Annotated in this window: 26 protein-coding genes; 15 read left to right on the top strand and 11 right to left on the bottom strand. The window is 72.3% G+C overall.

Features of this window, described 5'->3' with window-relative positions; translation table 11 throughout:
* Together ACFY0P_RS42415 and ACFY0P_RS42410 are read right to left on the bottom strand one after the other, a co-directional pair.
* Positions 1–649 (bottom strand): maltotransferase domain-containing protein (locus ACFY0P_RS42415; protein ID WP_388926366.1); only part of this gene is annotated, 649 nt, incomplete at its 3' end.
* A gap of 101 nt (positions 650–750) precedes the next feature.
* Complete coding sequence (locus tag ACFY0P_RS42410; protein WP_388926363.1) at positions 751–1044, bottom strand: DUF5133 domain-containing protein; 294 nt, start codon at positions 1042–1044, stop codon at positions 751–753.
* A 305-nt stretch (positions 1045–1349) separates the two neighbouring features.
* Between ACFY0P_RS42410 and ACFY0P_RS42405 the strand changes: the two genes are divergently transcribed.
* Both ACFY0P_RS42405 and glgX read left to right on the top strand, forming a co-directional pair.
* Positions 1350–1853, top strand: coding sequence for a pep a2 (locus ACFY0P_RS42405; RefSeq protein ID WP_388926360.1), 504 nt, complete (start codon positions 1350–1352; stop codon positions 1851–1853).
* A complete protein-coding gene (glgX, locus tag ACFY0P_RS42400; RefSeq protein ID WP_388926357.1) occupies positions 1850–3985 on the top strand; it encodes a glycogen debranching protein GlgX in 2136 nt (711 codons plus the stop codon). Before ACFY0P_RS42405 ends, glgX begins: the two co-directional genes overlap by 4 nt.
* 129 nt (positions 3986–4114) lie before the next feature.
* Here the strand turns inward: glgX and ACFY0P_RS42395 are convergent, their stop codons facing one another.
* Together ACFY0P_RS42395 and ACFY0P_RS42390 are read right to left on the bottom strand one after the other, a co-directional pair.
* Positions 4115–4930, bottom strand: a complete 816-nt coding sequence (locus ACFY0P_RS42395) for a VOC family protein (protein ID WP_388926354.1) — start codon at positions 4928–4930, stop codon at positions 4115–4117.
* A 253-nt stretch (positions 4931–5183) separates the two neighbouring features.
* Positions 5184–5975: an RNA polymerase sigma factor SigF gene (locus tag ACFY0P_RS42390; RefSeq protein WP_388926351.1), complete on the bottom strand. Its 792-nt coding sequence runs from the start codon at positions 5973–5975 to the stop codon at positions 5184–5186.
* A 274-nt stretch (positions 5976–6249) separates the two neighbouring features.
* On the opposite strand from ACFY0P_RS42390, the gene ACFY0P_RS42385 reads away from it, so the two are divergent.
* From ACFY0P_RS42385 to ACFY0P_RS42370, 4 genes are all read left to right on the top strand, one after another.
* Entirely contained in the window at positions 6250–6705 is a 456-nt protein-coding gene (locus tag ACFY0P_RS42385; RefSeq protein ID WP_388926348.1) for a MarR family winged helix-turn-helix transcriptional regulator, read from the top strand.
* Complete coding sequence (locus tag ACFY0P_RS42380) at positions 6702–7541, top strand: ABC transporter ATP-binding protein (RefSeq protein ID WP_388926345.1); 840 nt, start codon at positions 6702–6704, stop codon at positions 7539–7541. The genes ACFY0P_RS42385 and ACFY0P_RS42380 overlap by 4 nt, the downstream gene beginning before the upstream one ends.
* On the top strand, positions 7501–8352 hold the full coding sequence (locus tag ACFY0P_RS42375) for an ABC transporter permease (protein ID WP_388926342.1): 852 nt from the start codon (positions 7501–7503) through the stop codon (positions 8350–8352). The genes ACFY0P_RS42380 and ACFY0P_RS42375 overlap by 41 nt, the downstream gene beginning before the upstream one ends.
* 198 nt (positions 8353–8550) lie before the next feature.
* Complete coding sequence (locus ACFY0P_RS42370; RefSeq protein ID WP_388926340.1) at positions 8551–9081, top strand: hypothetical protein; 531 nt, start codon at positions 8551–8553, stop codon at positions 9079–9081.
* A gap of 251 nt (positions 9082–9332) precedes the next feature.
* On the opposite strand, the gene hemC is transcribed toward ACFY0P_RS42370, so the two are convergent.
* The 5 genes from hemC to ACFY0P_RS42345 form a co-directional block, all read right to left on the bottom strand.
* Positions 9333–10268, bottom strand: a complete 936-nt coding sequence (gene hemC, locus ACFY0P_RS42365; RefSeq protein ID WP_388926337.1) for a hydroxymethylbilane synthase — start codon at positions 10266–10268, stop codon at positions 9333–9335.
* 123 nt (positions 10269–10391) lie between these two features.
* Positions 10392–11348: an ATP-dependent DNA ligase gene (locus ACFY0P_RS42360; RefSeq protein WP_388926384.1), complete on the bottom strand. Its 957-nt coding sequence runs from the start codon at positions 11346–11348 to the stop codon at positions 10392–10394.
* 93 nt (positions 11349–11441) lie between these two features.
* Positions 11442–12128, bottom strand: coding sequence for a response regulator (locus ACFY0P_RS42355; RefSeq protein WP_388926334.1), 687 nt, complete (start codon positions 12126–12128; stop codon positions 11442–11444).
* Positions 12125–13333, bottom strand: coding sequence for a sensor histidine kinase (locus ACFY0P_RS42350; protein WP_388926331.1), 1209 nt, complete (start codon positions 13331–13333; stop codon positions 12125–12127). The genes ACFY0P_RS42355 and ACFY0P_RS42350 overlap by 4 nt, the downstream gene beginning before the upstream one ends.
* A 94-nt stretch (positions 13334–13427) precedes the next feature.
* The gene (locus ACFY0P_RS42345) at positions 13428–14900 is read right to left on the bottom strand and encodes an MFS transporter (protein ID WP_388926328.1); all 1473 of its coding nucleotides are present in this window, start codon (positions 14898–14900) and stop codon (positions 13428–13430) included.
* Positions 14901–15109: 209 nt separating this feature from the next.
* On the opposite strand from ACFY0P_RS42345, the gene ACFY0P_RS42340 reads away from it, so the two are divergent.
* Positions 15110–15766 (top strand): TetR/AcrR family transcriptional regulator, encoded by a 657-nt coding sequence (locus tag ACFY0P_RS42340; RefSeq protein WP_388926325.1) that lies wholly within the window; start codon positions 15110–15112, stop codon positions 15764–15766.
* On the opposite strand, the gene ACFY0P_RS42335 is transcribed toward ACFY0P_RS42340, so the two are convergent.
* A complete protein-coding gene (locus ACFY0P_RS42335; protein ID WP_388926322.1) occupies positions 15750–16790 on the bottom strand; it encodes a zinc-binding dehydrogenase in 1041 nt (346 codons plus the stop codon). The genes ACFY0P_RS42340 and ACFY0P_RS42335 overlap by 17 nt on opposite strands.
* Positions 16791–17102: 312 nt before the next feature.
* Here ACFY0P_RS42335 and ACFY0P_RS42330 point away from each other — a divergent pair, with 312 nt between their 5' ends.
* Together ACFY0P_RS42330 and ACFY0P_RS42325 are read left to right on the top strand one after the other, a co-directional pair.
* Positions 17103–17405 (top strand): response regulator, encoded by a 303-nt coding sequence (locus tag ACFY0P_RS42330; protein ID WP_388926319.1) that lies wholly within the window; start codon positions 17103–17105, stop codon positions 17403–17405.
* Positions 17383–17808: a response regulator transcription factor gene (locus tag ACFY0P_RS42325; protein ID WP_388926316.1), complete on the top strand. Its 426-nt coding sequence runs from the start codon at positions 17383–17385 to the stop codon at positions 17806–17808. Before ACFY0P_RS42330 ends, ACFY0P_RS42325 begins: the two co-directional genes overlap by 23 nt.
* A 219-nt stretch (positions 17809–18027) precedes the next feature.
* On the opposite strand, the gene ACFY0P_RS42320 is transcribed toward ACFY0P_RS42325, so the two are convergent.
* A complete protein-coding gene (locus ACFY0P_RS42320; protein WP_388926381.1) occupies positions 18028–18840 on the bottom strand; it encodes a DMT family transporter in 813 nt (270 codons plus the stop codon).
* A gap of 140 nt (positions 18841–18980) precedes the next feature.
* On the opposite strand from ACFY0P_RS42320, the gene ACFY0P_RS42315 reads away from it, so the two are divergent.
* The 6 genes from ACFY0P_RS42315 (at position 18981) to ACFY0P_RS42290 (ending at position 24148) form a co-directional block, all read left to right on the top strand.
* Positions 18981–19838 (top strand): LysR family transcriptional regulator, encoded by an 858-nt coding sequence (locus ACFY0P_RS42315; protein WP_388926313.1) that lies wholly within the window; start codon positions 18981–18983, stop codon positions 19836–19838.
* 104 nt (positions 19839–19942) lie between these two features.
* The gene (locus ACFY0P_RS42310; protein WP_388926310.1) at positions 19943–20593 is read left to right on the top strand and encodes a GntR family transcriptional regulator; all 651 of its coding nucleotides are present in this window, start codon (positions 19943–19945) and stop codon (positions 20591–20593) included.
* A gap of 52 nt (positions 20594–20645) precedes the next feature.
* Entirely contained in the window at positions 20646–21401 is a 756-nt protein-coding gene (locus ACFY0P_RS42305) for a PIG-L deacetylase family protein (protein ID WP_388926307.1), read from the top strand.
* Complete coding sequence (locus ACFY0P_RS42300; protein ID WP_388926304.1) at positions 21398–22102, top strand: 4-carboxy-4-hydroxy-2-oxoadipate aldolase/oxaloacetate decarboxylase; 705 nt, start codon at positions 21398–21400, stop codon at positions 22100–22102. Before ACFY0P_RS42305 ends, ACFY0P_RS42300 begins: the two co-directional genes overlap by 4 nt.
* Positions 22099–23217: a 4-oxalomesaconate tautomerase gene (locus ACFY0P_RS42295; RefSeq protein WP_388926301.1), complete on the top strand. Its 1119-nt coding sequence runs from the start codon at positions 22099–22101 to the stop codon at positions 23215–23217. Before ACFY0P_RS42300 ends, ACFY0P_RS42295 begins: the two co-directional genes overlap by 4 nt.
* Positions 23198–24148, top strand: coding sequence for a catechol 2,3-dioxygenase (locus ACFY0P_RS42290; protein ID WP_388926298.1), 951 nt, complete (start codon positions 23198–23200; stop codon positions 24146–24148). Before ACFY0P_RS42295 ends, ACFY0P_RS42290 begins: the two co-directional genes overlap by 20 nt.
* Positions 24149–24285 lie beyond the last annotated feature (137 nt).

Raw genomic sequence — 24285 nt, 5'->3', positions numbered from 1 at the left:
GCCGCTCCGGCGTGCCCTCCGAGCGCGGGAAGAACTCGTACCAGGAGCCGTACAGGGCCCGTTCACGCTCGACGAGCAGCAAAAGGGGCTCGGAGCAGGTCACCAGCTCCCGCAGCGGATGCCGCGACAGGACCTCGTCCACCTCGGGGGCCAGGGCGTTCGCGAGCCGCGTCTGCAGGGGGAGGGAGTCGTCACCCAGGGCCCGGGCAGCCGCAAGGATCCGCTCGCGTTCAGGTCCCTCGGGGACCCCGGCGGCCGCCCGCTCGTACAGCTCGGCACCCTCCTCCAGGACCAGGCCGGTGTCGATGCCCGCCGGGATCTTCACCTGTGCGTGCTGCCGCCAGGTGGCGAGCGGGGCGCTCCAGGCCTCCACGTGGTACGTCCAGCGGCCCGTCGCGTCCGGGGTGACCTCGGCGCCCCAGCGGTCGGTGCCGGGGGCCAGCTCCCGCATCGGCGTCCACGGGCCGGGGCGCCCGTCGGGATCGCACAGCACCACATTGGCGCCGACGGCGTCGTGACCCTCGCGGAAGACGGTGGCGCTGACCTGGAAGGTCTCGCCGGGGACCGCCTTCGCCGGCCGCCTGCCGCAGTCCACGGCCGGCCGGACGTCACGCACCGGAACGCGGCCGATGGCCTCAGTCGCCTTCATGGGTCTCACCTCCGCCGTGCGCGGAGCCGGGCCCGGGGCCCGGCTCCGCGGTCCGTTGTGTGCCGGAAGACCGGTGTCTTCCCGCGGGTCCGCCTGCGGGATCACTGCCTCGCGGAACGCCGTTCCGGCGGCGGGCCCTGCCGGACCTTCGCGCTCAGCTGGGACCGCCCACCCTGTTCCCGCACATAGGTGACGAGGCTGGTGCGCAGGTAGCGCTCGGCCGCGTCCACCGCCTCCCGGGCGCAGCGCTTGCCCATCAGCACGCACAGCGTGTAGCCCGAGTCCTCGAAGGTGGACCGCACCTCGCGGTCCTGCGGCGAGGCGAGCATGACGCGCTCCCACGCCCGGTAGCGCCGCAGCTGCCGGGCCACCTCGGCCTTCGCGGGTAGCAGCATGGCCTTGTCTTTCCTTCCGACGCTCTCGAATGGGCACGTGTCCCCGGATCGGGGGAGCGTCCGGGCACGGAAGGGGCACGGAGCCGTTACGGCGAATCGAGGCTTTCACTCATGGTGCACGGCTGATGACCGAGCGTCTTGTTGGAACTTCAACCACCTCGGGAGTCTCTCGTGTTGCACGAATGGCGTAGCGCCCGCACAGTGAAGGTGACTCAGGAGCGACCAGCGCTCACGCTGCGCTTCCGGAACGGATTTCCGGACGGGTGAGGGGGAGCGGGAGCTTCGTGGGTGAGGAGCTAGCGACAATGAAGACCGCAGTGCCCTGCTACTACCACCTCGACGTGGAGGTCAGCCCGGAACGGGTGGGACAGGTCAGCCGCATACTGGCCGCCCACCTGCGTTACTGGGATCTCGACAACCTCGTGGACCCCGTCTGCCGCGGTGTCGAACTGCTGCTGACCGCCATCGACCAGCACGCGACGGACAAGCGCACGTCCATCGAGATGTGGTGGAACGGGCAGCACCTCATCACCGCCATCGGTGACGACGACCGGGATCTCCGCCCCGACCAGGACCTGCGCGGGTGCCTGGCGCACCTCGCCGCGACCAGCGACGGCTGGGGCTGCTGTGCCCCGGAGACCGGCAGCAAGATCATCTGGTTCTCGCAGCGCGCCCGGTCCGGGGAGCGCGTCCCGCTGGTCCCGACCGGGCCGGCGCCCCGGCTGCGCCAGGTCCTCAAGGTGCCGCGCGACCTTCCGGTCACCCAGTTGGCCGCATCCGCCGAGGGCGTCCTGGAGGACGCCCGGTGACCGCGAGGAAGTCCCGGAAAGGGGTGCCCGTGTGGAGCGGGCACCCCTATCCGTTGGGGGCCTCCTTCGACGGGCAGGGCACCAACTTCGCCTTGTTCAGCGAGGTCGCCGAGCGGGTCGACCTGGTCCTGGTGAACGATGCCGCCACCGAGACGACGGTGCCGATGACCGAGGTCGACGGCTTCGTCTGGCACGCCTACCTGCCCGGCGTCGGGCCGGGGCAGCGCTACGGCTACCGGGTCACCGGCCCCTGGGACCCCGAGCTCGGCCACCGGTGCAATCCGGCGAAGCTGCTCCTGGACCCGTACGCCCGCGCCATAGACGGCCAGATCGACAACCACGCCTCCCTGTACGAGCGCACCCCCGGCGGCCCCTCCCCGGCCGACAGCGCCGGGCACTCCCTGCTGGGCGTGGTCACCGACCCCTACTTCGACTGGGGCGACGACCGCCCGCCCCGGCGGCCGTACTCCGACTCGGTGATCTACGAGGCCCACGTCCGCGGCCTGACCCTCACCCATCCGGAGGTACCCGAACGGCTCAGGGGCAGTTACGCCGGTCTCGCGCACCCTGCGGTCCTCGACCACCTGACCTCGCTCGGCGTCACGGCGGTCGAGCTGATGCCGGTCCACCAGTTCGTGCAGGACGGCGTCCTGCAGGACCGGGGCCTGTCCAACTACTGGGGCTACAACACCATCGGCTACTTCGCCCCGCACAACGCCTACGGCGCCTTCGGCAGCCGGGGCCAGCAGGTCAACGAGTTCAAGGCGATGGTGAAGGCGCTGCACGCGGCCGGGCTCGAAGTGATCCTCGACGTTGTCTACAACCACACCGCCGAGGGCAGCGAGTTGGGCCCCACCCTGTCCTTCCGGGGCATCGACAACGCCTCCTACTACCGGCTCGTCGACGGCGACTGGGCGCACTACTACGACACCACGGGCACCGGGAACAGCCTGCTGATGCGGCACCCCTACGTGCTCCAGCTGATCATGGACTCGCTGCGGTACTGGGTGACCGAGATGCACGTCGACGGTTTCCGCTTCGACCTCGCGGCCACCCTGGCCCGGCAGTTCCACGAGGTGGACCGGCTTTCGGCGTTCTTCGACCTGATCCAGCAGGACCCGGTGATCAGCAGGGTCAAGCTCATCGCCGAGCCGTGGGACCTGGGCGAGGGCGGCTACCAGGTCGGCAACTTCCCGCAGCTGTGGTCGGAGTGGAACGGCCGCTACCGGGACGCCGTACGGGACTTCTGGCGGGCCGAGCCGGGCTCACTGGGCGAGTTCGCCTCCCGGCTCACCGGCTCCTCCGACCTGTACCAGGCCAGCAGACGGCGGCCGCGGGCGAGCGTCAACTTCGTCACCGCGCACGACGGTTTCACGCTGCGCGACCTGGTGTCGTACAACGACAAGCACAACCACGCCAACGGCGAGGGCAACCGGGACGGCGAGAGCCACAACCGGTCCTGGAACTGCGGTGCGGAGGGGGAGACCGCCGACCCGGCCGTCCTCGAACTGCGGGCCCGTCAGCAGCGCAACCTCCTCGCCACCCTGCTGCTGTCCCAGGGCATCCCGATGCTCAGCCACGGCGACGAACTCGGCCGCACCCAGCGGGGCAACAACAACGCCTACTGCCAGGACAACGAAGTCTCCTGGATCGACTGGGAACTGACCGAGGAGCAGCAGAGTCTCACCGACTTCACCCGGTACGTGATCGGGCTGCGCGCCGCCCACCCCGTGCTGCGCAGGCGACGCTTCTTCCTCGGCGACACCGCCATGCATCCCGGGCAGCCGCTGCCCGACCTGGTGTGGCTGCTGCCCGACGCCCGCGAGATGACCGACCGGGACTGGCAGCGGCCCGACGCGCACTCGGTCGGCGTCTTCCTCAACGGCGACGCCATCGCCGAACGCGACCCCTACGGGCGGCGCCTGGTCGACGACTCATTCCTGCTGCTCCTCAACAGCCACTGGGAACCGGTCGACTTCCGGCTGCCCGACGACTCCTACGGCGAGCGCTGGACGACCCTCATCGACACGGCCGACCCGGAGGGGGCACCGGACGAACGCGAGCGCAAGGCGGGTACGAGGCTGAGCGTGGAGGCCCGAAGCATGGTCGTGCTGTCGCGGCCGTCGAGGTGAAACAGGGCGCTGCGGTGAGCGCCCCTTTCAGGGGCGCTGGGGATACCCCCGGCCGTAGGCTGGGGGAGGAACCGCGCGACCAGCCACGACGCACCCGCACCCGACCACCAGGGCGAACCCGGCCACGGCTCAGCGCGCCCCGCGTGACGTCGTCACCGTGAACTGTGCGCCGTCCGGATCCCGGAGGATCGCCTCGGTGTCCTCCTCGCTCAGCACGCTGCCACCGTGCTTCTCGGCGATCCGGGCGCAGGCCGCCACGTCGGCGACGGCGAAGTGGATCTGCCAGTGCGGCCGTACCGACGGATCGGGGGCCGCCTCCACCGCCCCCGAGTCGATACGCGCCACGGCGTCGCCGCGGCTGCGCAGCACGACCTCGCCGCCCTCGTACTCGACCTCGCAGCAGCCCGGCTTGTCGGAGGCCCAGCCGAGGACCTCGCCGTAGAACATCGCGGAGTCGAAGGCGTTGCGGGTGTGCAGGCGGATGAAGGTCGGGGCGGCCCGCCGCCAGGTCTCCCAGTTGGAGACCAGCTCACCCTCCCAGATGCCGAAGACGGCCCCGTCCCGGTCGGCGATCAGCGCCGCCCGGCCGGGCGGGAAGGACAGCGGCCCCACCGCGGGGGTGCCGCCGCGCTCGCGGGCCCGGGACACCGCCTCGTCCGCGTCGGGCACCGCGAAGTACGGCGTCCAGGCCACCGCCATCTGCCACATCGCGGCGACCGCCGCGATGCCCGCCACCGGCACCCCGTCCGCCAGCGCGATCCGGAAGTGGTCGCCGAGCCTGACGCTGCGCCATCGCCAGCCGAGCACGGCGCTGTAGAAGTCCTCGGTCGTCTGCAGGTCGCGGCTGGTCAGGCTCACCCAGCACGGGGCACCGAAGACCGAGTGAGTGGAGACCACCGTTCGCTTCTTCTGTGCGGGGCCGGGGGGAGGCGTGTCGTCGTTCATGGCACTCGCGTCCTGGTGTCGGGACCGGCGGGGCGACCGGTCTGCCACCAGTCTCCAACCGGAAGCGGTGGAAATGCCTGCCGAGTACCCCGGTGGCGCGGAGCCAGACGGGTGACATGGCGGACGGCGGGAGCGAGCCGAACCGGATCAGGGGGCGCACCGGCGACCATGCCCGCCGAGATCCGCGTCGAGCCGGCGGAAGCCCTCGAAAGGCCCCGCCCGGATCGCCGGCGCACCGCCCACCGGATGAGCCTCAGCCCGCCTCGGCCAGCAGCTCCTCGCGCAGCCGGTCGAAGCAGGCGCTGAGCAGGCGGGACACGTGCATCTGCGAGATACCCAGCTGCTCGGCGATCCGGCTCTGGGTCATACCGCGGAAGAACCGCAGGTACAGGATGAGCCGGTCCCGCTCGGGCAGGCCCTGGAGGCAGGGTTCGGCGGCCGCGCGGTCGACGATCAGGTCGAAGCCGGGGTCCGTGCCGCCCAGGGTGTCGCCGAGCACATAGCCGTCGCCGCCGGGCACCTCGGCGTCCAGCGACAGCGCCGAGAAGCAGTCCAGGGCCTCCATCCCGGCCCGTACCTCCTCCTCGGTCAGCTGGGCCCGCGCGGCGATCTCGGCGACGGTGGGCGGGCGTCCCGGGGTCGTCTGGTCCAGATCCTTGAGGGCGGCCCGGACCCGGTTGCGCAGCTCCTGCACCCGGCGCGGCACGTGCAGGGTCCACATGTGGTCCCGGAAGTGACGCTTGATCTCGCCGGTGATGGTCGGCACGGCATAGGCCTCGAAGGCCCGGCCGCGCGCCGGGTCGTAGTGGTCGACCGCCTTCACCAGCCCCAGCGCGGCGACCTGGTAGAGATCCTCCAGGGTCTCTCCCCGGCCGCGGAACCGCACGGCGATCCGTTCGGCCATGGGCAGCCACAGCTCGACCAGCTCGTCCCGGAGCACCCGGCGCTCCGGACTCTCGGGCAGCGCGGCCAGCCGTACGAAGGCCTGGGCCGTGTCGGGGGCGTCGTCGTGCGGATGGGACCTGGGTGTGCAGGTGGTACGCATCGAGCGCACCTCCCTCAGCGGTGCTGGTGGACGGACACCGTGGGAGGAACGCGCTCGAACCCTCGGGAGGACACGGGGCGACCGGCGGAAGCCGGCTCCCACGCACGTGCCTCCGGTCCGAAGCACTGAACTGCGGATGCCCCAAATGGGCTAAATGCAAACAATCTGCTCGAGAAAGTGAAATACCTCTCATTTCTCCAGTGGTCTTCTCTTCGGGCCGCCCTTGACCCTCCCGTGGGAGAGATACCTCTGTAGCAGAGGTAATCTTGGAGGTGTGGAATCGGAGACCTTTCCGGAAGAACTCGCCGACGCGTTGGTCGGCATCCAGCGGCTGATCCGGCGCAGGCTGCGCCGCGGCCTCACGCGGCCGCGGCTGCGCGGCGCCGAGGTGGAGCTGCTGCGGCTGGTGGAGTCCCGGCCCGGGATCGGGATCTCGGACGCCGCCAAGGAGCTGTACCTGGCGAGCAACTCGGTGTCGACGCTGGTCAACCAGCTCGTCAAGGATGGCTTCATGCGCCGGGAGACCGACCCGGCCGACCGCCGGGCCGCCCGGCTGCTGCTCACCGAGGACGCCGAGAAACGACTCGCCGACTGGCAGCGCCGCCGCGCGGAACTCGTCGCCGGTCACGTCGCCCGGCTGGACGAGGCGGACCGGGAGGCGCTCAGGGCCGCGCTTCCCGCGCTGCGGAGACTGGCCGACACCCTGCACGAGGAGGCCGAGGAATCATGACGCCGGACACCACGCCGGACACCACCGCAGTCGCCTGTACCGGTCTGTCCTACTCCTTCGGGGAGACCAAGGCCGTCGACGGACTCGACCTGAGCGTCGGCGAGGGCGAGGTCTTCGGCCTGCTGGGGCCCAACGGCGCCGGCAAGACCACCGCCATCCGCTGCATCACCACCCTGCTGCCCGTCCCCGCCGGGATGGTCCGCGTCTTCGGCCACGACACCGGCCGGGAGCGCATGGCCGTGCGCCGGCTGCTCGGCTACGTCCCCCAGCAGCTGTCGGCCGACAGCGGGCTCACCGGACGCGAGAACGTCGAACTGTTCGCCCGCGTCTTCGACGTCCCCCGGCGCGAGCGCGCCGCGCGAGTCGCCGAGGCGCTGGAGGCCGTCGACCTCGCCGAGGCCGCCGACCGGCTGGCCGGCACCTACTCCGGCGGCATGGTCCGCCGCCTCGAACTGGCCCAGGCGCTGGTCAGCGCACCCCGGCTGCTGATCCTCGACGAGCCGACCATCGGTCTCGACCCGATCGCCCGCACCGGCGTGTGGGACCAGATCAACTCCGTACGCGCGGCCACCGGCATGACCGTCCTGGTCACCACCCACTACATGGACGAGGCCGACCAGCACTGCGACCGGGTCGGCCTGATGCACCGCGGCCGCATCCGCGCCCTCGGCACCCCCACCGAACTCAGGCGCGGCCTCGCCGAACGCCGGGGCACCGACGCCCTGCCCACCCTCGAAGACGTCTTCCGCGACGTGGCCGGCAGCGGCCTCGACGACCAGTCAGGAGGTTTCCGCGATGTCCGAAGCACCCGCCGCACCGCGAACCGTGTCGGCTGAGCGCACGGGCACGTCCCTGCTGCTGACCCCGCCCCAGCCGCGCTCCGGCTGGCGGCTGCTGCCCGCCCGGGTGGTCGCCATGTGCGCCGTGGAGCTGCAGAAGCTCCGCCACGACCGCACCGAGCTCTACACCCGCGCCATCCAGCCCGCCCTCTGGCTGCTGATCTTCGGCCAGACCTTCACCCGGATACGGGCGATACCCACCGGCGGCATCCCCTACATCGACTACCTCGCGCCCGGCATCATCGCCCAGTCCGCGATGTTCATCGCGATCTTCTACGGCATCCAGATCATCTGGGAGCGCGACGCCGGCATCCTCAACAAGCTCCTCGTCACCCCCACCCCGCGCTCGGCCCTCATCACCGGGAAGGCCTTCGCGGCCGGGGTCAAGTCCCTGATCCAGGCCGTCGTGGTGATCGTCATCGCCGCCGTCCTCGGGGTCTCGCTCACCTGGAGCCCGCTGAAACTCCTCGGCGTCGGACTGGCCGTCGTCCTGGCCTCGGCCTTCTTCTCCTGCCTGTCGATGAGCATCGCCGGCATCGTCCTCAGCCGCGACCGGCTGATGGGCATCGGACAGGCGATCACCATGCCGCTGTTCTTCGGCTCCAACGCCCTCTACCCCCTGGCGATCATGCCGGGCTGGCTCCAGGTGGTCAGCAAGATCAACCCGCTGAGCTACCAGGTCGACGCCCTGCGCGGCCTGCTGCTCGGCACGCCCGCCCACCTCGGCCTTGACTTCGGCGTGCTGGCGGTCGCCGCCGCCCTCGGCGTCACCGCGGCCTCCTCACTGCTCGGCCGCCTGGCCCGCTGAGCCGGGCGCGGGTGGCAGGTACACCGACGTGATGTGCGGCACGCGGCCGTGCCCCGCCCCGGACCCCCGGGGCGGGATAACCGCTGCGCAACGCTTGATCAGCGATCAAAGCGGGCGAACCCCCTGGCCACAGCGCATTCCGCTCATTTGACAGTGCGCTGAGCCCACAGATAAACAGCGTGGGTCGAGAGGGGCACTGTGTACGAGCCGAACGTGGTCGGGGACTGGCACGAGTACGACGAGCATGCCGGTCTGCGGGTCCGCGTCCACCGCCTGGAGGAGTCCGAGCCGCCGCGCGGCCGGGACGACGCCGCGGCCGGGCTGACGTACTTCAGTGCCCGGGTGACCATCGAGAACCGCGGCTCCCGCCACTTCAGCGTGCAGCTGGAGGACGGCCAGATCGACGTCCGGGTAGGCCCCGACGGCGAGGGCGCCTTCATCGACTGGCGCAACTCCCAGTTCATCGAGGGCTTCGACGTCTACCCGCTGCGCCGCGCCACCGCCGTCCTCTACGCCGCCGCCCCGGAGGCCGCCCTGACACAGGTGGACATCCAGGTCCACCTGCGTGTCGACGAGGAGTGGACGGAACGCCGCCTGTGGGCGGGCGGCATCGGCATCCTGGAGTCGACCACCGCCACGGCCTGCCAGGGCGCCGGCCCGGGCAGCCTGGCCCACCAGGTCACCGCTTTCCTCAAGGACCAGACGGAGCCCGGCCCTACTACTCCCTGAGCGACAGCGCACCCCCTCAGGGGCGCTGGGGGAGGGACTGCGCGAGCCCCCACGACGCTGCCGCGGACGAACGAGGGCGCGTCGCGCCCCTTCAGGGGCGCGGGGAACTGCGCGAAATCCACGGCGCTGCAGACGGGCGACGGCCTGGCGCGGCACTAGCCGCGCCCGATAGGGGCGCGGGGAACTGCGCGAAAAGCCACGGCGCCGCTGCAGACGCACGACGGCCCGGCGCGGCCCTTCCAGCGGAGCGCCTAGTGCGGGATGCCGTCGATGATCTCCCGGGCGCCCTGCCGCAGCAGGGCCACGGCGACCGACGTGCCGAGCGTGGCCGGGTCGAGGCGGCCCGCCCACTCGTGGGCGTTGAGCCGGGTCTTGCCGTCCGGCGTGAACACGCAGGCACGCAGCGAGAGCTCACCGCCGCCGTCGACCCGGGCGTAGCCGGCGATGGGGCTGTTGCAGTGGCCCTGCAGCACGTGGAGGAACATCCGCTCGGCGGTGGCCTCCCGGTAGGTGGCCGGGTCACCGAGCCCGCTCACCACGTCGATCAGCTCGGCGTCGCCCTCCCGGCACTGCAGCGCGAGGATGCCCGCGCCGATGGGCGGCATCATCGTCTCCGGGTCCAGTACGTCGGTGATCAGGTCCGTACGGCCGATCCGCTCCAGGCCCGACATCGCCACCACCAGCGCGTCGGCCTCGCCGGCGGCCAGCTTCTCCAGCCGCCGGTTGACGTTGCCCCGGAAGGGCACACACTCCAGATGCGGGTAGGCCGCCGCCAGCTGGGCGATCCGGCGGACCGCGGAGGTTCCGACCCGGGTGCCCGGCGGCAGCTCGTCCAGTCTCAGCCCGCCCGGGTGGACGAGGGCGTCGCGGATGTCGTCCCGCTTCAGGAACGCCGCGAAGACCGTCCCGGCGGGCAGCGGCCGGTCCGCGGGCACGTCCTTCACACAGTGCACGGCGAGATCGGCCTCACCGGCCAGCAGCGCGGCGTCCACCTCCTTGGTGAACGCCCCCTTGCCCTCGACCAGGGACAGATCGCCCAGCCACTTGTCACCGGTCGTCTTCACCGGCACGACCTCGGTGCGCACCTGCGGATACAGCGCGGCCAACTCGGCCCGGACACGGGCCACCTGAGCGAGCGCCATCGGCGAGTCACGGGAGACGATACGGATCAACTCGGGTACCGGCATGGGGACACGATAGACCTTCCCGCCGACCACCGATTCCGACATCCTGTCGGCCGCCGCCCGGTCCGGCCGCCGCCCGGTCCGGCCGTCGCCCCGGTCCGGCCGTCGTCGGAGACCGCCCGGCCGTCACCCCGTCTCCTCCGGCAGGTCCGCCGCCGACTCCTCCGGCGTGAGGTCCGGGCGCAGCCGGAGCCAGGACGGCTGGCGCAGCAGCCCGGCCCGGGTCCGGGTGCTGTAGCTGACCTCGCCGACGAGCCGGGGCAGTACCCAGTGGGCGCCCGGGACCGGCGGGACCGGGTCGAAGGGGCACGCGTCGGTCCCGGCGGCGCGCAGCAGCGCGGCCAGTTCGGTCCGCTTGGCCGCGCTCCAGCCGGTGCCCACCCCGCCGACGTACCGCAGCCGCCCGTCGGCGGACCGCTGCCCGACCAGCACCGCCCCCGGCAGCCCGGTCAGCCGCCCCTTGCCCGGCAGCCAGCCGCCGACGATCACGTCCTCGGCCCGCATGTTCCGGATCTTGATCCAGGCGCGGGACCGCACCCCCGGCTCGTAGACGGAGTCGAGCCGCTTGCAGACCAGGCCCTCCAGGCCGTGCTCCCGGGTCGCCCGCAGCGCCTCGGCGCCGTGCCCGACGACGGCCCGCGGCGTCGACCAGTACGGGCCTTGCAGCGACAGCGACTCCAGGCGGGTCCGACGGTCGGCGTACGCCATGGTGAGCAGCGGGTCCGTCAGCAGGAGTGCGTCGAACAGCACCAGGTGAACCGGGACCCGGGCCGCCATCCGCGCCGCCCGGGCCGGGGCGTGGGCCAGGCCCATCCGGCTCTGCAGCAACTGGAAGTCGGCGCGCCCGTGTTCGTCGACGGCCAGCACCTCGCCGTCCAGGATCGCCGGGGTGCGGCCAAGGGCCTTGGCCAGCGGGTGCAGCTCGGGATAGGCGGCGGTGATCTCCTCGCCGGAACGGGCGCGCAGCAGCACGCTGCCGTCGCCGGGCAGGTAGACGACCACCCGCTGGCCGTCCTGCTTGGTCTCGTAGGCCCACCGGGCGTCCTGCGCGGCGGGCGGCAGCCTGCCGGGAGTGGCGAGCATGGGCGGGATCAGCGGCAGGGCGGTCACGCAGGAGATGTGAACCGGTCAGGGCCGCCGCACGCGCCTTGCGGCGCCGGTTCCCCCGAACAGGCCTCAGGCGTCCGGCGCCGGCGGCGGGGGCTGCACCAGCCCCGACTGGTAGGCCATCACCACCAGTTGGGCCCGGTCCCGGGCGTCCAGCTTGGTCATGGCCCGGTGGATGTGGGTGCGCACGGTCAGCGGGGAGACGAACAGCATCCCGGCGATCTCCTCGTTGGAGCGGCCCTGGGCCGCCAGCGCCATGACCTCGCGCTCGCGCGCGGTGAGCACGCGCAGCTGTTCGGGGGCGGCGAGCCGGGCACCGGGCGCGGGGGTGGCGAGGAACCTGGTGATGAGGGTGCGGGTCGCGGTGGGGGAGAGCAGCGACTCGCCGGCGGCCACCGTACGGATCCCGGTCAGCAGCGCGTCGGCGGTCACGTCCTTGCCGAGGAAGCCGCTCGCCCCGGACCGCAGCGCCTGTGCCACGTACTCGTCGACCTCGAACGTGGTCAGGATCAGCACCCGCACGGCGGACAGCTCCGGGTCCGCGCAGACGGCGGCCGTGGCGGCGAGCCCGTCGGTGCCGGGCATCCGGATGTCCATCAGGACGATGTCGGGCCGGTGCTCGCGGGTGAGTGCGACCGCCTCGGCGCCGTCGGCGGCCTCGGCGACCACCTCCATGTCGGGACAGGAGTCGATCAGGATCCGGAAGGTGGCCCGCAGCAGGGCCTGGTCGTCGGCGAGCAGCACGCGGATGGTCATGGGTTCCGTTCTTCCGGTTCCGTGGCGGCGGGGTAGAGCGGCAGCCGGGCGGTGACCTCGTAGCCGCCGCCGTCCCGGTGCCCGGCGGTGAAGGCGCCGCCGACCGACTGGGCCCGCTCGCGCATCCCGATCAGGCCGAACCCCTGCCCTTGGGCGGGTTCGGCCGGGGCGGTGGCGGTGCCGTCGTCGGTGACGGTGAGGGTCAGCCTGTCCCGGGACCAGCCGATCCGGACGTAGGCGGCCTCGGCGACGGCGTGTTTGGTGACGTTGGTCAGCGCCTCCTGCACGATCCGGTACGCCGTCAGGTCCACGCCCGCCGTCAGCGACCGCGGGCTGCCCTCGACGCTGACGTGCACGGTGAGCCCCACGGACGCGCAGGCATCGGTCAGCTCCGGCAGCCGGTCGAGGCCGGGGCTCGGCGCGAGCGGCAGGTCCGGGTCGCCGGTCTGCCGCAGCAGACCCACGGTGGCCTTCAGCTCGCGCAGCGCGGAGGCGGTCGTACCGGCGAGGTCCTGGAGGATCCGGTGCACCTGGTCGGGATGGGTGCGTGAGAGGTGGGCCGCCGTGCCCGCCTGGGCGTTGGCCAGGGCCAGATGGTGGGCGACCACGTCGTGCAGCTCCCGCGCGATCCGCATCCGCTCCTCGGCGACCCGGTGCCGGGCCTCCTCCTCCCGGCGGCGCTCCGCGTACTCGGCCCGCGCGTGCACGGCTTCCAGATACGCGCTCTGCAGCCGTACGGCATTGCCCGCGACCACCGGCAGCAGCAGCCAGGCGGCCGGACTGACCGTCTCCAGCGGCCAGGGGACGCCCGCCGGGGCGAGGACCGTGGCGGCGGTCACCACGAGCGCGAGGCTCGCGAAGTAGTACCGGCGCGCGGTGGGCCGGTCGGTGTCGACCGCCAGCCGGTACAGCGCGAGCATCAGGCCGCCCAGCAGCAGCGGGGTCGGCAGCTGCCCGAGCCCGGCGGCGGCCGCGGTGGCCGCCGCGCCGACGGCGACGACCGTGCGCGGCCGGGTGCGCTGCCAGAGCAGGGCACCGCAGCCGACGGTGGCGAGGGCGATGGTGGGTCCGGCCGCGCGCGGCTGGGAGCCGGCGCTCATGGTGATCTCGCTGCCGAGCAGGAACGAGGCGAACAGCAGCACCGCCGCCATGGTGTCGACGGTACGGGCGTGCTCATCGGCGTAGCGCTGCCAGGGGGTGCTCATCGGTCGCTCCGGTCGGTCTCCCGTGACCATCGTCCGTGGGCCGGCGGGCCGCCCCTGGAGGCACGGCCCGCCGTCGTGGATCACCGTCCGCCGCTCAGCGCACGGACTCGGCCGTGGGCGCCGCCGGGGCCGGGACGGGCTCCGTCTCCGCCGGGCGGCGGCCGGGCAGGAACGAGGCGAGGACGAAGGCCAGGACGGCCGCGCCCGCGCCGATCGCCATGACCACCTTGAAGCCGTTCTCCGAGGGCAGGGTGGTGCCGCCGAGGCTGATGGTCATCTGGGCCAGGATCACCCCCGCGAGGGCACTCGCCACCGATGTGCCGATGGACCGCATCAGCGTGTTGAGGCTGTTCGCGGCGGCCGTCTCCGACGCCGCGACCGCACCCATGATCAGCGCGGGCATCGCGCCGTAGGCGAAGCCGACACCGGCGCCGATGACGCAGGAGACCAGGATCAGGTGCCAGACCTCGGACATCAGGACGATGTTGAGGCCGTAGCCCGCGGCGACGATCACCGCGCCGATCATGAGCGTCACCTTCGGCCCCCTGGCCTTGGTGATGGCGGCCGAGAGCGGGGCGAAGGCCATCATCACCAGGCCCTGCGGGGCCATCACCAGCCCGACCGTCAGCATCGACCTGCCGAGGCCGTAGCCCGTCTGGGTCGGCAGCTGGAGCAGCTGCGGGATCACCAGGGACATCGCGAACATCGAGAAGCCGAAGGCGATCGAGGCGAGGTTGGTGAACAGCACCTGGCGGCGGACCGTGGTGCGCAGGTCGACCAGCGGCTGGGCGGTGCGCAGTTCGAAGAAGCCCCAGGCGAGCAGCACGACGACCGCGAGCGCGAAGAGGCCGAGTGTGGTGCCGCTCGCCCAGCCCCAGTCGGCGCCCTTGGAGACGGCGAGCAGCAGTGAGACCAGGCCGACCGCGAGGCCCATCGCGCCGACCGCGTCGAAGCGGCCGCCCGAGCGCACCTTGGACTCCGGAACCAGCAGCATGACCAGTGCGAACGCGACGACACCGAGGGCGGCGGAGGTCCAGAACAGCACATGCCAGTCGTAGTGGTCGGCGATGAACGCCGCGGCCGGCAGGCCGAGCGCGCCACCGACGCCCAGCGAGGCGCTCATCAGCGCCGTGGAGCCCGCGAGGCGCTCGGGCGGCAGCTCGTCGCGCATGATGCTGATGCCGAGCGGGACCACGGCGGCCGCGAGGCCCTGCAGGGCACGGCCGACGATCATCGGGACCAGCGTGTCGCTCAGCGCGGCCACCACTGAGCCGGAGACCAGCAGCACCAGGCTGACCAGCAGCATCAGCCGCTTGCCGAACATGTCACCGAGGCGGCCGGCCACCGGGGTGGCCACGGCGGCGGCCAGCAGGGTCGCGGTCACCGCCCAGGCCGCGTTGGACGCGGAGGCGTCCAGGTACTTCGGCAGTTCCGGGACGATCGGGATCACCAGGGTCTGCATCAGCGAGACGGTGATACCGGACAGTGCCAGCACCGCCACCACGGCGTTCGGGTTCGGTCGTACCGGTCTCGCGGACCCGGCGGGCTGGACAGGGGCTTCGGACATGGAACAGGGCCTCCGTAGGCGGGAATCGACGCGACCGCGCAATATTTAAGTCAGTCGCTTGATTTACTGTACTGGCAGGGGATTTCCGTACTCCGCGGCACTGCCGCGTAGGCTTCTTCGGCTGGACCCCGCCGCTTCGGGCGGGGCCCCGGTGCGGCTCGCGGGACCGGCCGGGCCGGGCGGTGGTCGGTCCCGGAGCGGTGGTGGGCATGGCGGGCAGGACGGCGCGGGCGGACCAGGTCAGCGCGACGCGGGAGGCCATCCTGGACGCGGCGGAGCGGCTCTTCGCCGAACAGGGCGTGTACGCCGTCTCCAACCGTCAGGTCAGCGAGGCCGCAGGCCAGGGCAACAACGCGGCTGTCGGCTACCACTTCGGCACCAAGGCCGACCTGGTCCGCGCCGTCGCCTCCCGGCACTTCGACCGGATCGAGCAGATCCGGGTCCGCCTGCTGGCCGAGACCGGCGACTCCGACGACATCCGCGACCGGGTGGACTGCCTGGTCCGCCCGATCACCGAACACCTCGCGAGCCTGGGCAGCCCGACCTGGTACGCCCGCTTCTGCGCCCAGGTCATGACCGACCCCGCCCTCTACGACATCATGGTCGAGGAGTCCCTGACCTCGCCGTCGCTGCGCCAGGCCGTCGACGAGCTGAACCGGCGGCTGCCGGAACTGCCCGCCGAGGTCCGCGCCGAACGCGGCCTGATGGCACGGACGTTGATCCTGCACACCTGCGCCGAACGGGAACGCGCCCTGGCCGACGGCACCGCCACGCCCCGTGCCACCTGGAGCGACGCGGCCACCGGGCTCACCGACGCGCTCCTCGGGCTGTGGCTGGCGCCCGTCTCCGCTACGCGTCGAGGGTGACGACGACCTTCTCCGCGGCCCCCGGCGTCAGTGCCAGCTCGAAGGCGCGGTGGACGTCGGCGAACGGGACGCGGTGGCTGATCAGCTTCGCGAACCGCTCGTGGTGCTCGACCAGTTCGGGCGTGACCTCGAAGATCTCCGTCGGGTAGCCCTGCGAGGCGACCAGGGTCAGCTCGCTGCGCAGCATGCCGCCGAGGTCGATCTCGCCCTTCTTCTGCACGGCTACCATGACCAGCCTGGCGTGCCACTGGGCGTTGGCCACCACGGTGTTGAAGACGGCCGGGGCGCCGGCCGCGTCGATGAAGACGTCGGTGCCGGGGCGGGGCTGGCCCAGCGCGTTGGCGCTGTGCCCGTGCAGCTCGGTCAGCCGCTCGGTGACGTCCTCCTCCGCGGAGTTGATCACGGCGTCCGCGCCCACGGCCAGCGCCTTCTCCAGCCGGGCCGGGATGACGTCGGCGACGACGACATGCCTGACACCCCGCAGCTTCAGCCAGATCGCCGCGCCCAGCCCGATCGGCCCGGCGCCGAACACGACCACCTTGTCGTCCGGAGCGGCCTGCGAACGGTTGACGGCGTGCCGGGACACCGCCATCGGCTCGTTCAGGGAGGCGACCTCGAACGGCACGGTGTCCGGGAACACCGCGACACTCCGGCCGACCTCGGCGTTCTCGATCAGCAGGTACTCGCTGAGGGCCCCGTACCGGCCGCCGCAGCCGATGATCCCGGTGGGCGCGTCCTGCGGGTTCACCACCACCCGGTCGCCCACCTTCAGCCCCGTGACCTCGGCGCCGGTCTCGACGACCTCGCCGGCCGGCTCATGGCCCAGGGCGATCGGGACCAGGTCGCCGCCCAGGTGGGCGCGGGCGGGCATGCCGCCCATGTGCAGGAAGGTGACGTCGGTGCCGCAGATGCCGCCCGCGCGGATCTTCACCAGCACGTCCTTCGGACCGGGTACGGGACGCTCGACGTCCACGACCTCGATCCTGCCGACGCCACCGGTCTGTACGGACTTCATCGTGGCCATGGGGTGACTCTCGCTTTCTGGTGGTGCCGTGGAGGTTCGTCGGGCCGTGCGGCCGGGGAGGCGCCTTCGGGCCGGCCGCCGGGCCGGGGGGAGTGAGCCGGCGTCCGGCCCGAGGGCCGCGCCGGTTCCCGTCCCCACGGGGCCCGGCGCGCGGGCCGGCCGCGGCAGACCCTCGGGGCGGCCTCCGCTCAGGACGACCCCGATTACTTGAGTTAGGCAAGCACATGTGGCTTACTTGAGTCAAGCAATCGAATTGGCGGCGCCTCGAACGAATGGGTCCCCCCGTGTACGGCAGCTCTCCCACGCCCCCCCGTGCTCGCCCGTGGCAGCGGACAACGGCTCCTGGTCGCCGTCGGTGACCGGGACGCCGTCGAACTCCTCACCTCCACGCTGGAGTTGGCGGGCTACCGGACCGGTGCGGCGGCCAGTGGCGCCGAGGTGGCGCGGCGGCTCGCGGAGCACCCGTACGACCTGGTCGTCATCGACGCCGAACTGCCCGGCCTCGACGACCTCGCTCCGGGGGGCCGCCTCGAACCGGCCCTGCCGGCCGCCGGTCCTGCTGCTGGCCGCCTGCGAGTCCCTCGCCCGGCTGGTGCCCGAACTCGGCGCCGGTGAGCGGGACTGCGTCACCAAGCCCTTCCGGATCGCCGAGGTCCTCGCCCGGGTCAAAGTGCTGCTCCGGGACGTGGACGGCAGTGGTCCGGCCCGCCGGGGCGGCACGCTGGACCACGTGGACCTGGTCCTGGACGACGGCACGTGCCGGGCCCACCGGGGCGGCCGCACCCTCGACCTGACGCCCGCCGAGTACCGGCTGCTGCGCCACCTCCTGGTCAACGCCCGGAAAGTGCTGTCCAAGGAGCAGATCAGCCGGTACGTCTGGGGAGAGTTCCGGGGCGACAACGCCATCGAGCAGCTGGTTTCCCGGCTCCGGCGCAAGGTCGACCGGGGCGGCCCCGCGCTGATCCGCACCAGGCGGGGTTTCGGCTACTGGCTGGGGGAGCTGTCGGGGCCCCGGTGACCACTTCGCGATGGAATCCATGAGCAAATGCCCGGGCGGCGGCAGGCAGTTGCCGTGGGTGCGGGGTGGGGGAGGCCGTGAGGTGAGGGGGGGGGGGGGGGGGGGGGGGCGGGGGGGGGGGGGGGGGGGGGGCGCGGGGGCTGGGGCCGGTGGGGCCGGTCGCGCCCGCGCGGCGGAGCGGGATATCGCGATACAGCCCCGCGCCCCTGACGGGGCGCCTCAGCCGGCCCTCGTTGCCATGCTGAGCGCGTTCGCCGCCACCACCGCCCCGATCCCCGCCCACGCCGGCACCCCCAGCCCCTGCCCCAGCGCCACCCACCCCACCACCGCCGCCAGCACCGGGTTGACGCTCATGAACAGGCCGAAGGTCCGGGGTGGGACCCTGCGCAGGGTCAGCAGGTCGGTCAGATACGGCACCGCCGACGACAGCACGCCCGCCGCCACCGCGCAGAGCACCGCAGCGGGCGTCGGCGGGTGTCGTACCGCCACGACGATCCCGATCGGCAGGAAGGTCAACGCCGACACGCTCGCTGCCGCCGCCGGGCCCTGCGCGCCCGGTATCCGGCGGCCGACCACCCGGTTGAGCAGGATGTACGACGCCCAGCAGCCCGCGGCGACCAGGCCCAGTCCCATCCCCGCGTAGTCCGTCGACGGCTGCGGGCGCATCAGCACCACCACCCCCGCCGCCGCCAGCAGCGCGCACCCCGCGTCCAGGCGGCGGCGGGACGCGGCGAGGGCGATGGTCAGCGGGCCGAGGAACTCCAGGGTGACCGCCAGGCCCAGGCCGATCCGGTCGATCGCGGTGTACAGGGCCAGGTTCATCGTGCCGAAGACCACCGCCAGCAGCAGCACCGGCCACCACTGCCGCCAGGTGAAGGCGCGCAGGCGAGGCCGGCCGACGGCCACCAGGACGAGTGCGGCCACGTACTGCCGTACCGCCACGACCCCGAGCGGGCCGAGGACCGGGAAGGCGAGGGAGCCGACGGCCGCGCCGGTCTGGTTGGACAGGCCGCTGCCGACCATGGCCGCCATGCCGGAGAGGGGGTTCGGTGCGGAGGGGGAGAGCGCGGGGGAGGAGGCCGGGCGTTCGAGGGCTCGTCGCATGACAGGAGCGTCCGCCCGGCCGGCGCATGCGCAAAATGCATGCGACCCGGGATCTATACGCTGTGCGTATGGATGAGGTCGAGCTGCGGCAGCTGCGCTGTCTGGTCGCCATCGTCGACGAGGGCACCTTCACCGATGCCGCGATCGCCCTGGGAGTGTCCCAGGCAGCGGTCTCCCGCACCCTGGCCGGTCTCGAACGGACCCTGGGGGTACGGCTGTTGCGGCGGACCTCGCGTGAGGTGACGCCCACGGCTGCCGGGGTGCGGGTGGTGGAGCGGGCCCGGCGGGTGCTGGCGGACGTCGCCGACCTGGTCCAGGAGGCCGTCTCGGGTCCGGCCCGGCTGCGGATCGGGTACGCCTGGTCGGCGGTGGGGCGGCACACGGTCGCCTTCCAGCGTGGCTGGACCGTCGCACACCCCGGGACCGAGCTGCATCTCGTCCGGGTGAACACGGCGTCCGCCGGGCTCGGCGAAGGGGCCTGTGACCTCGCCGTCGTACGGCGGCCGTTGGAGGACCGGCGGTTCGACTCGGCCGTCGTCGGGCTGGAACGGCGGCTGTGCGCGCTGGCCGCCGACGATCCGCTGGCCCGGCGCCGCACCGTGCGCCTGGCCGACCTCACCGGCAGGGTCCTCCTGGTCGACCGGCGCACCGGCACCACCACCCCGGAGCTGTGGCCACCGGAGTCGCGGCCGGTCGTCGAGGAGACCCACGACGTCGACGACTGGCTCACCGCCATCGGAGCCGGCCGCGCGGTCGGCGTGACCGCCGAGTCGACCGCCAACCAGTACCCGCGGCCCGGCATCGTCTACCGGCCGGTCCGGGACGCCGAGCCGGTCGTCGTCCGACTGGCCTGGTGGCGCGACGATCCGCACCCCGCCCACCAGGCCGTTCTCGAACTGCTCAGCGACTTGTACCGCACCGGCTGAGCGCTCGGCTCGCCGGATTTCCCCGGCAATACAGCAGACAAAATTGTTGACAATCTTGTTTGGCTAGATTTACGTTCGACAGGCACTCACTCAGGGAGGGCGCAATGCCGAAGGAAGCCCGTCCGAGCACCGGAGAGCAGGCCAAGCAGCACGCGTTCACGCTGCTGCGGCAGGCGATCCTGCACGGCGAGATGGCCCCGGCCCAGCGGCTGGTGGAGAACGAGCTCGCCGAGGAGTTCGGTGTGACGCGGGCCAGCATCCGTGCGGCACTGATCGATCTGGAGGCCCAGGGACTGGTCGAGCGGATCCGCAACCGCGGCTCACGGGTGCGGGTGGTGACCGTCGAGGAAGCGGTCGCGATCACGGAGTGCCGCATGGTCCTGGAGGGGCTGTGCGCGGCCAAGGCGGCCGTCGCGGCCAGCGACGAGCAGCTCGCCGACCTCGCGGACCTCGGCACGGCCATGACCAAGGCCGTCGCCGACGGCGAACCGGTCACCTACTCCGAGCTCAACCAGGACCTCCACGCCAAGATCCGGGTGATCTCCGGCCAGCAGACCGCCGTGGAACTGCTGGAGCGGCTCAACGCCCAACTGGTGCGGCACCGTTTCCAGCTGGCGCTGCGCCCCGGACGTCCGCAGCACTCCCTGAGCGAGCATCTGGCGATGATCGAGGCGATCAGGGCCAGGGATCCGCAGGCGGCCGAGGCGGCCGTCCGCGCCCACCTCACGAGCGTGATCGAAGCACTGCGCGGCTGAGCACGCCCGGGGCTGGGTGGGCGCACACCTGTCCACCAAGGAGAGTTTTTCCATGACGCACGCCAACGCGCCTGCCACAACCCCACCGCGATCCACCCTGGTCGTCACCGCGCACGCCGGGGACTTCGTGTGGCGGGCGGGGGGAGCCATCGCCCTGGCCGCGTCCCGCGGCGAGAAGGTCACCATCGCGTGTCTGACCTTCGGTGAACGCGGCGAGTCCGCCAAGGCGTGGCGCGAGGGCAGGAACCTCGAGGAGATCAAGGCGATACGCCGGGAGGAGGCGGAGAAGGCCGCCGGCGCTCTCGGCGCCGAGGTCCGCTTCTTCGACGCCGGTGACTACCCGCTGGTCGCCTCCGCCGAGCTGACCGACCAGCTGGTCGCCGTCTACCGCGAGACCCAGCCCGACGTCGTGCTCACCCACCCCGTCGAGGACCCCTACAACGGCGACCACCCGGCCGCCAACCGCATGGCCCTGGAGGCGCGCATCCTCGCCCAGGCCATCGGCTACCCCGGTGAGGGCGACATCATCGGCGCCCCGCCGGTCTTCTACTTCGAGCCGCACCAGCCCGAGATGAGCGGCTTCAGGCCCGAGGTCCTGCTCGACATCACCGAGGTCTGGGAGACCAAGCGCAAGGCGATGGAGTGCCTCGGCGCCCAGCAGCACCTGTGGGCCTACTACACCGACCTCGCCGTCCGCCGGGGCGTCCAGCTCAGGCGGAACGCCGGACCCAACCTGGGCCTGGCGCACAACACCATGGCCGAGGCGTTCATGCGGCCGTTCCCGCAGATCGCGAAGGAGCTGGCATGAGCGGCGTGATCGTCACCAACCCGCCGAAGGCGGATCTGAAGGACGTCGACGTCCTCGCCGGTTTCGGTGTCGCCACGGTGAGCGAGGCCATGGACCGTACCGGGCTGCTCGGCCCCGGGATCCGCCCGATCCAGCAGGGCGTGCGGGTCGCGGGCACGGCCGTCACCGTCCTCAGCTGGCCCGGCGACAACCTCATGATCCACGCGGCCGTCGAGCAGTGCGGCGAGGGCGACATCCTGGTCGTCACCACCACCTCGCCCTGCACGGACGGGCTGTTCGGCGAGCTGTTCGCGACCGCCCTGAAGCAGCGCGGGGTGCGCGGGGTCGTCCTCGGCACCGGTGTCCGCGACACCCAGGAGCTGCGGGACATGGGCTTCGCCGCCTGGTCCCGGGCGGTCTCCTCGCAGGGCACGGTCAAGGCCACCGGCGGCTCGGTCAACGTACCGATCGCGATCGACGGTCAGGTGATCAACCCGGGTGACGTGATCCTCGCCGACGACGACGGGGTCGTGGTCGTACCCCGCGAGCGCGTCCGCGAGACGGCCGAGAAGTCCGAGGCACGCGAGGCCAAGGAGGCCGCGACCCGCGCCGCGTTCCTCGACGGCCAGCTGGGCCTGGACCGCTACGGGCTCAGGGAGACCCTCCAGCGGCTCGGCGTCGAGTACAAGTCGTACGAGGAGTACCAGGAGCAGGGCACATGACCGGGCCTGCGGAGGTGCGCTGCATGCTGATGCGCGGCGGCACCTCCAAGGGCGCGTACTTCCTGGCCGAGGACCTGCCCGCGGACCCCGCTGTCCGGGACGACCTGCTGCTGCGGGTGATGGGCAGCCCCGACCCGCGCCAGATCGACGGCCTGGGCGGGTCACACCCCCTCACCAGCAAGGTGGCGGTCGTCTCGGTGTCGGACGACCCGGCGGCGGACGTCGACTACCTCTTCCTCCAGGTCGCCGTCGACCGGCCGGAAGTGACCGACCGTCAGAACTGCGGGAACATCCTCGCCGGAGTCGGGCCGTTCGCCGTGGAGCGGGGGCTCGTGGCCCCCGGTGACGGCGAGACCTCGGTACGGATCCGGATGCTCAACACGGGGGAGCTGGCGACCGCCTCCTTCCCGACCCCGGGCGGGCGGGTCGACTACACCGGGGACGCCGAGATCTCCGGGGTGCCCGGCACGGCCGCCCCGGTGGTGATCGGGTTCCCGGCCGGCGAGAGCCCGCTGCTGCCCACCGGCAACGTCCGCGACACCGTCGCGGACACCGCGGTGACCTGCGTCGACAACGGCATGCCGACCGTGCTCGTCGCGGCGGGCGCCCTCGGGGTCACCGGGTACGAGGAGCCCAGGGACCTGGAGGAGGACCTGGCCCTCGCCGACCGCCTCCACGAGATCCGGCTCGCGGCGGGGAAGCTGATGGGCCTCGGCGACGTCGAGACCGCCACCGTGCCCAAGCTCAGCCTGCTCGCCCCGCCCCGCGACGGCGGCGCGGTCACCACCCGGACCTTCATCCCCGTCCGCTGCCACACCTCGATCGGCGTCCTGGGCGCCGCCAGCGTGGCCGCCGGGCTCAGGCTGCCCGGCAGCGTGGGGGAGGGGATCGCCCGGCTCCCGGACCACGGCGACCGGGTCCGCATCGAACACCCCACCGGATTCCTGGAGATCGACACCAGCGTCGACCCCGGGTCCGCCGGCTCCCCGCCGGTCGCCCGCCGCACCGCGGTCGTCCGCACCGCCCGCAAGATCTTCGACGGCACCGTCTTCCCGCGCGCCGCCGCCCTTTCCGCACCACCTCAAGGAGGCAACGATGGCTCCGCCCCTCGGTGACATCGCCCATATCGGCCATGCCCAACTGTTCACCCCGGACCTGGACGCCAGCGTCGCCTTCTTCACCGACTACCTCGGACTGACCGTCAACGGCCAGGACGGCGACACCGTCCATCTGCGGACGTACGACGACTACGAGCACCACAGCCTGGTCCTCACCGCTCGCGACCGGCCCGGCCTCGGCCGGCTCGCCCTGCGCACCTCCAGCGAGGAGGCCCTGAACCGCCGGATCAAGGCGGTCGAGGAGGCGGGCGGCACCGGCCACTGGGTGGAGGACGAGCCCGGCCTCGGCAAGCTCTACGTCACCACCGACCCGGACGGCCACGAGCACGCCCTGTACTGGGAGAGCGAGCACTACCGGGCGCCGGACGAGCTGAAGCCCGCGCTGAAGAACCAGCCGCAGGCCAAGCCCAACCGCGGTGTCGGCGTGCGCCGCCTGGACCACGTCAACTTCCTGGCCGCCGACGTGCTCGCCAACGCCGAGTTCCAGGAACAGGTCCTCGGGGCCCGGTCGACCGAGCAGGTCCGCCTCGACAACGGGACGATCGCGGCCCGCTGGCTGACCTACACCCACAAGTCGTACGACGTCGTCTACACGTCCGACTGGACCGGCTCGACCGGGCGGCTGCACCACATCGCCTTCGCGACCGACACCCGCGAGGACATCCTGCGCGCGGCCGACCTCGCCATCGACACCGGCGTGTTCATAGAGACCGGCCCGCACAAGCACGCCATCCAGCAGACGTTCTTCCTGTACGTCTACGAGCCGGGCGGCAACCGCATCGAGCTGTGCAACCCGCTCACCCGGCTGGTGCTGGCCCCCGACTGGCCGCTGGTCACCTGGACCGAGGCCGAACGGGCCAAGGGGCAGGCGTGGGGGCTCAAGACGATCGAGTCCTTCCACACACACGGGACGCCGCCGGTCGGCTGATCCGGATTCGGCCTCTGGGGGGTGGGGGGGGGGGGGCCCCCCCCCCCCCCCCCCCCCCCCGCGCGCGGGGGGGGGGGGGGGGGGGGGGGGTTGTTTTTTAAAATTTTTTTGTTTTTTTTTGAGAACAAAGAATAAAA

The sequence above is a fragment of the Streptomyces sp. NPDC001714 genome (genome assembly GCF_042892755.1).
GTDB lineage: Bacteria > Actinomycetota > Actinomycetes > Streptomycetales > Streptomycetaceae > Streptomyces.
This window is presented reverse-complemented; position numbering and strand designations above follow the sequence as displayed.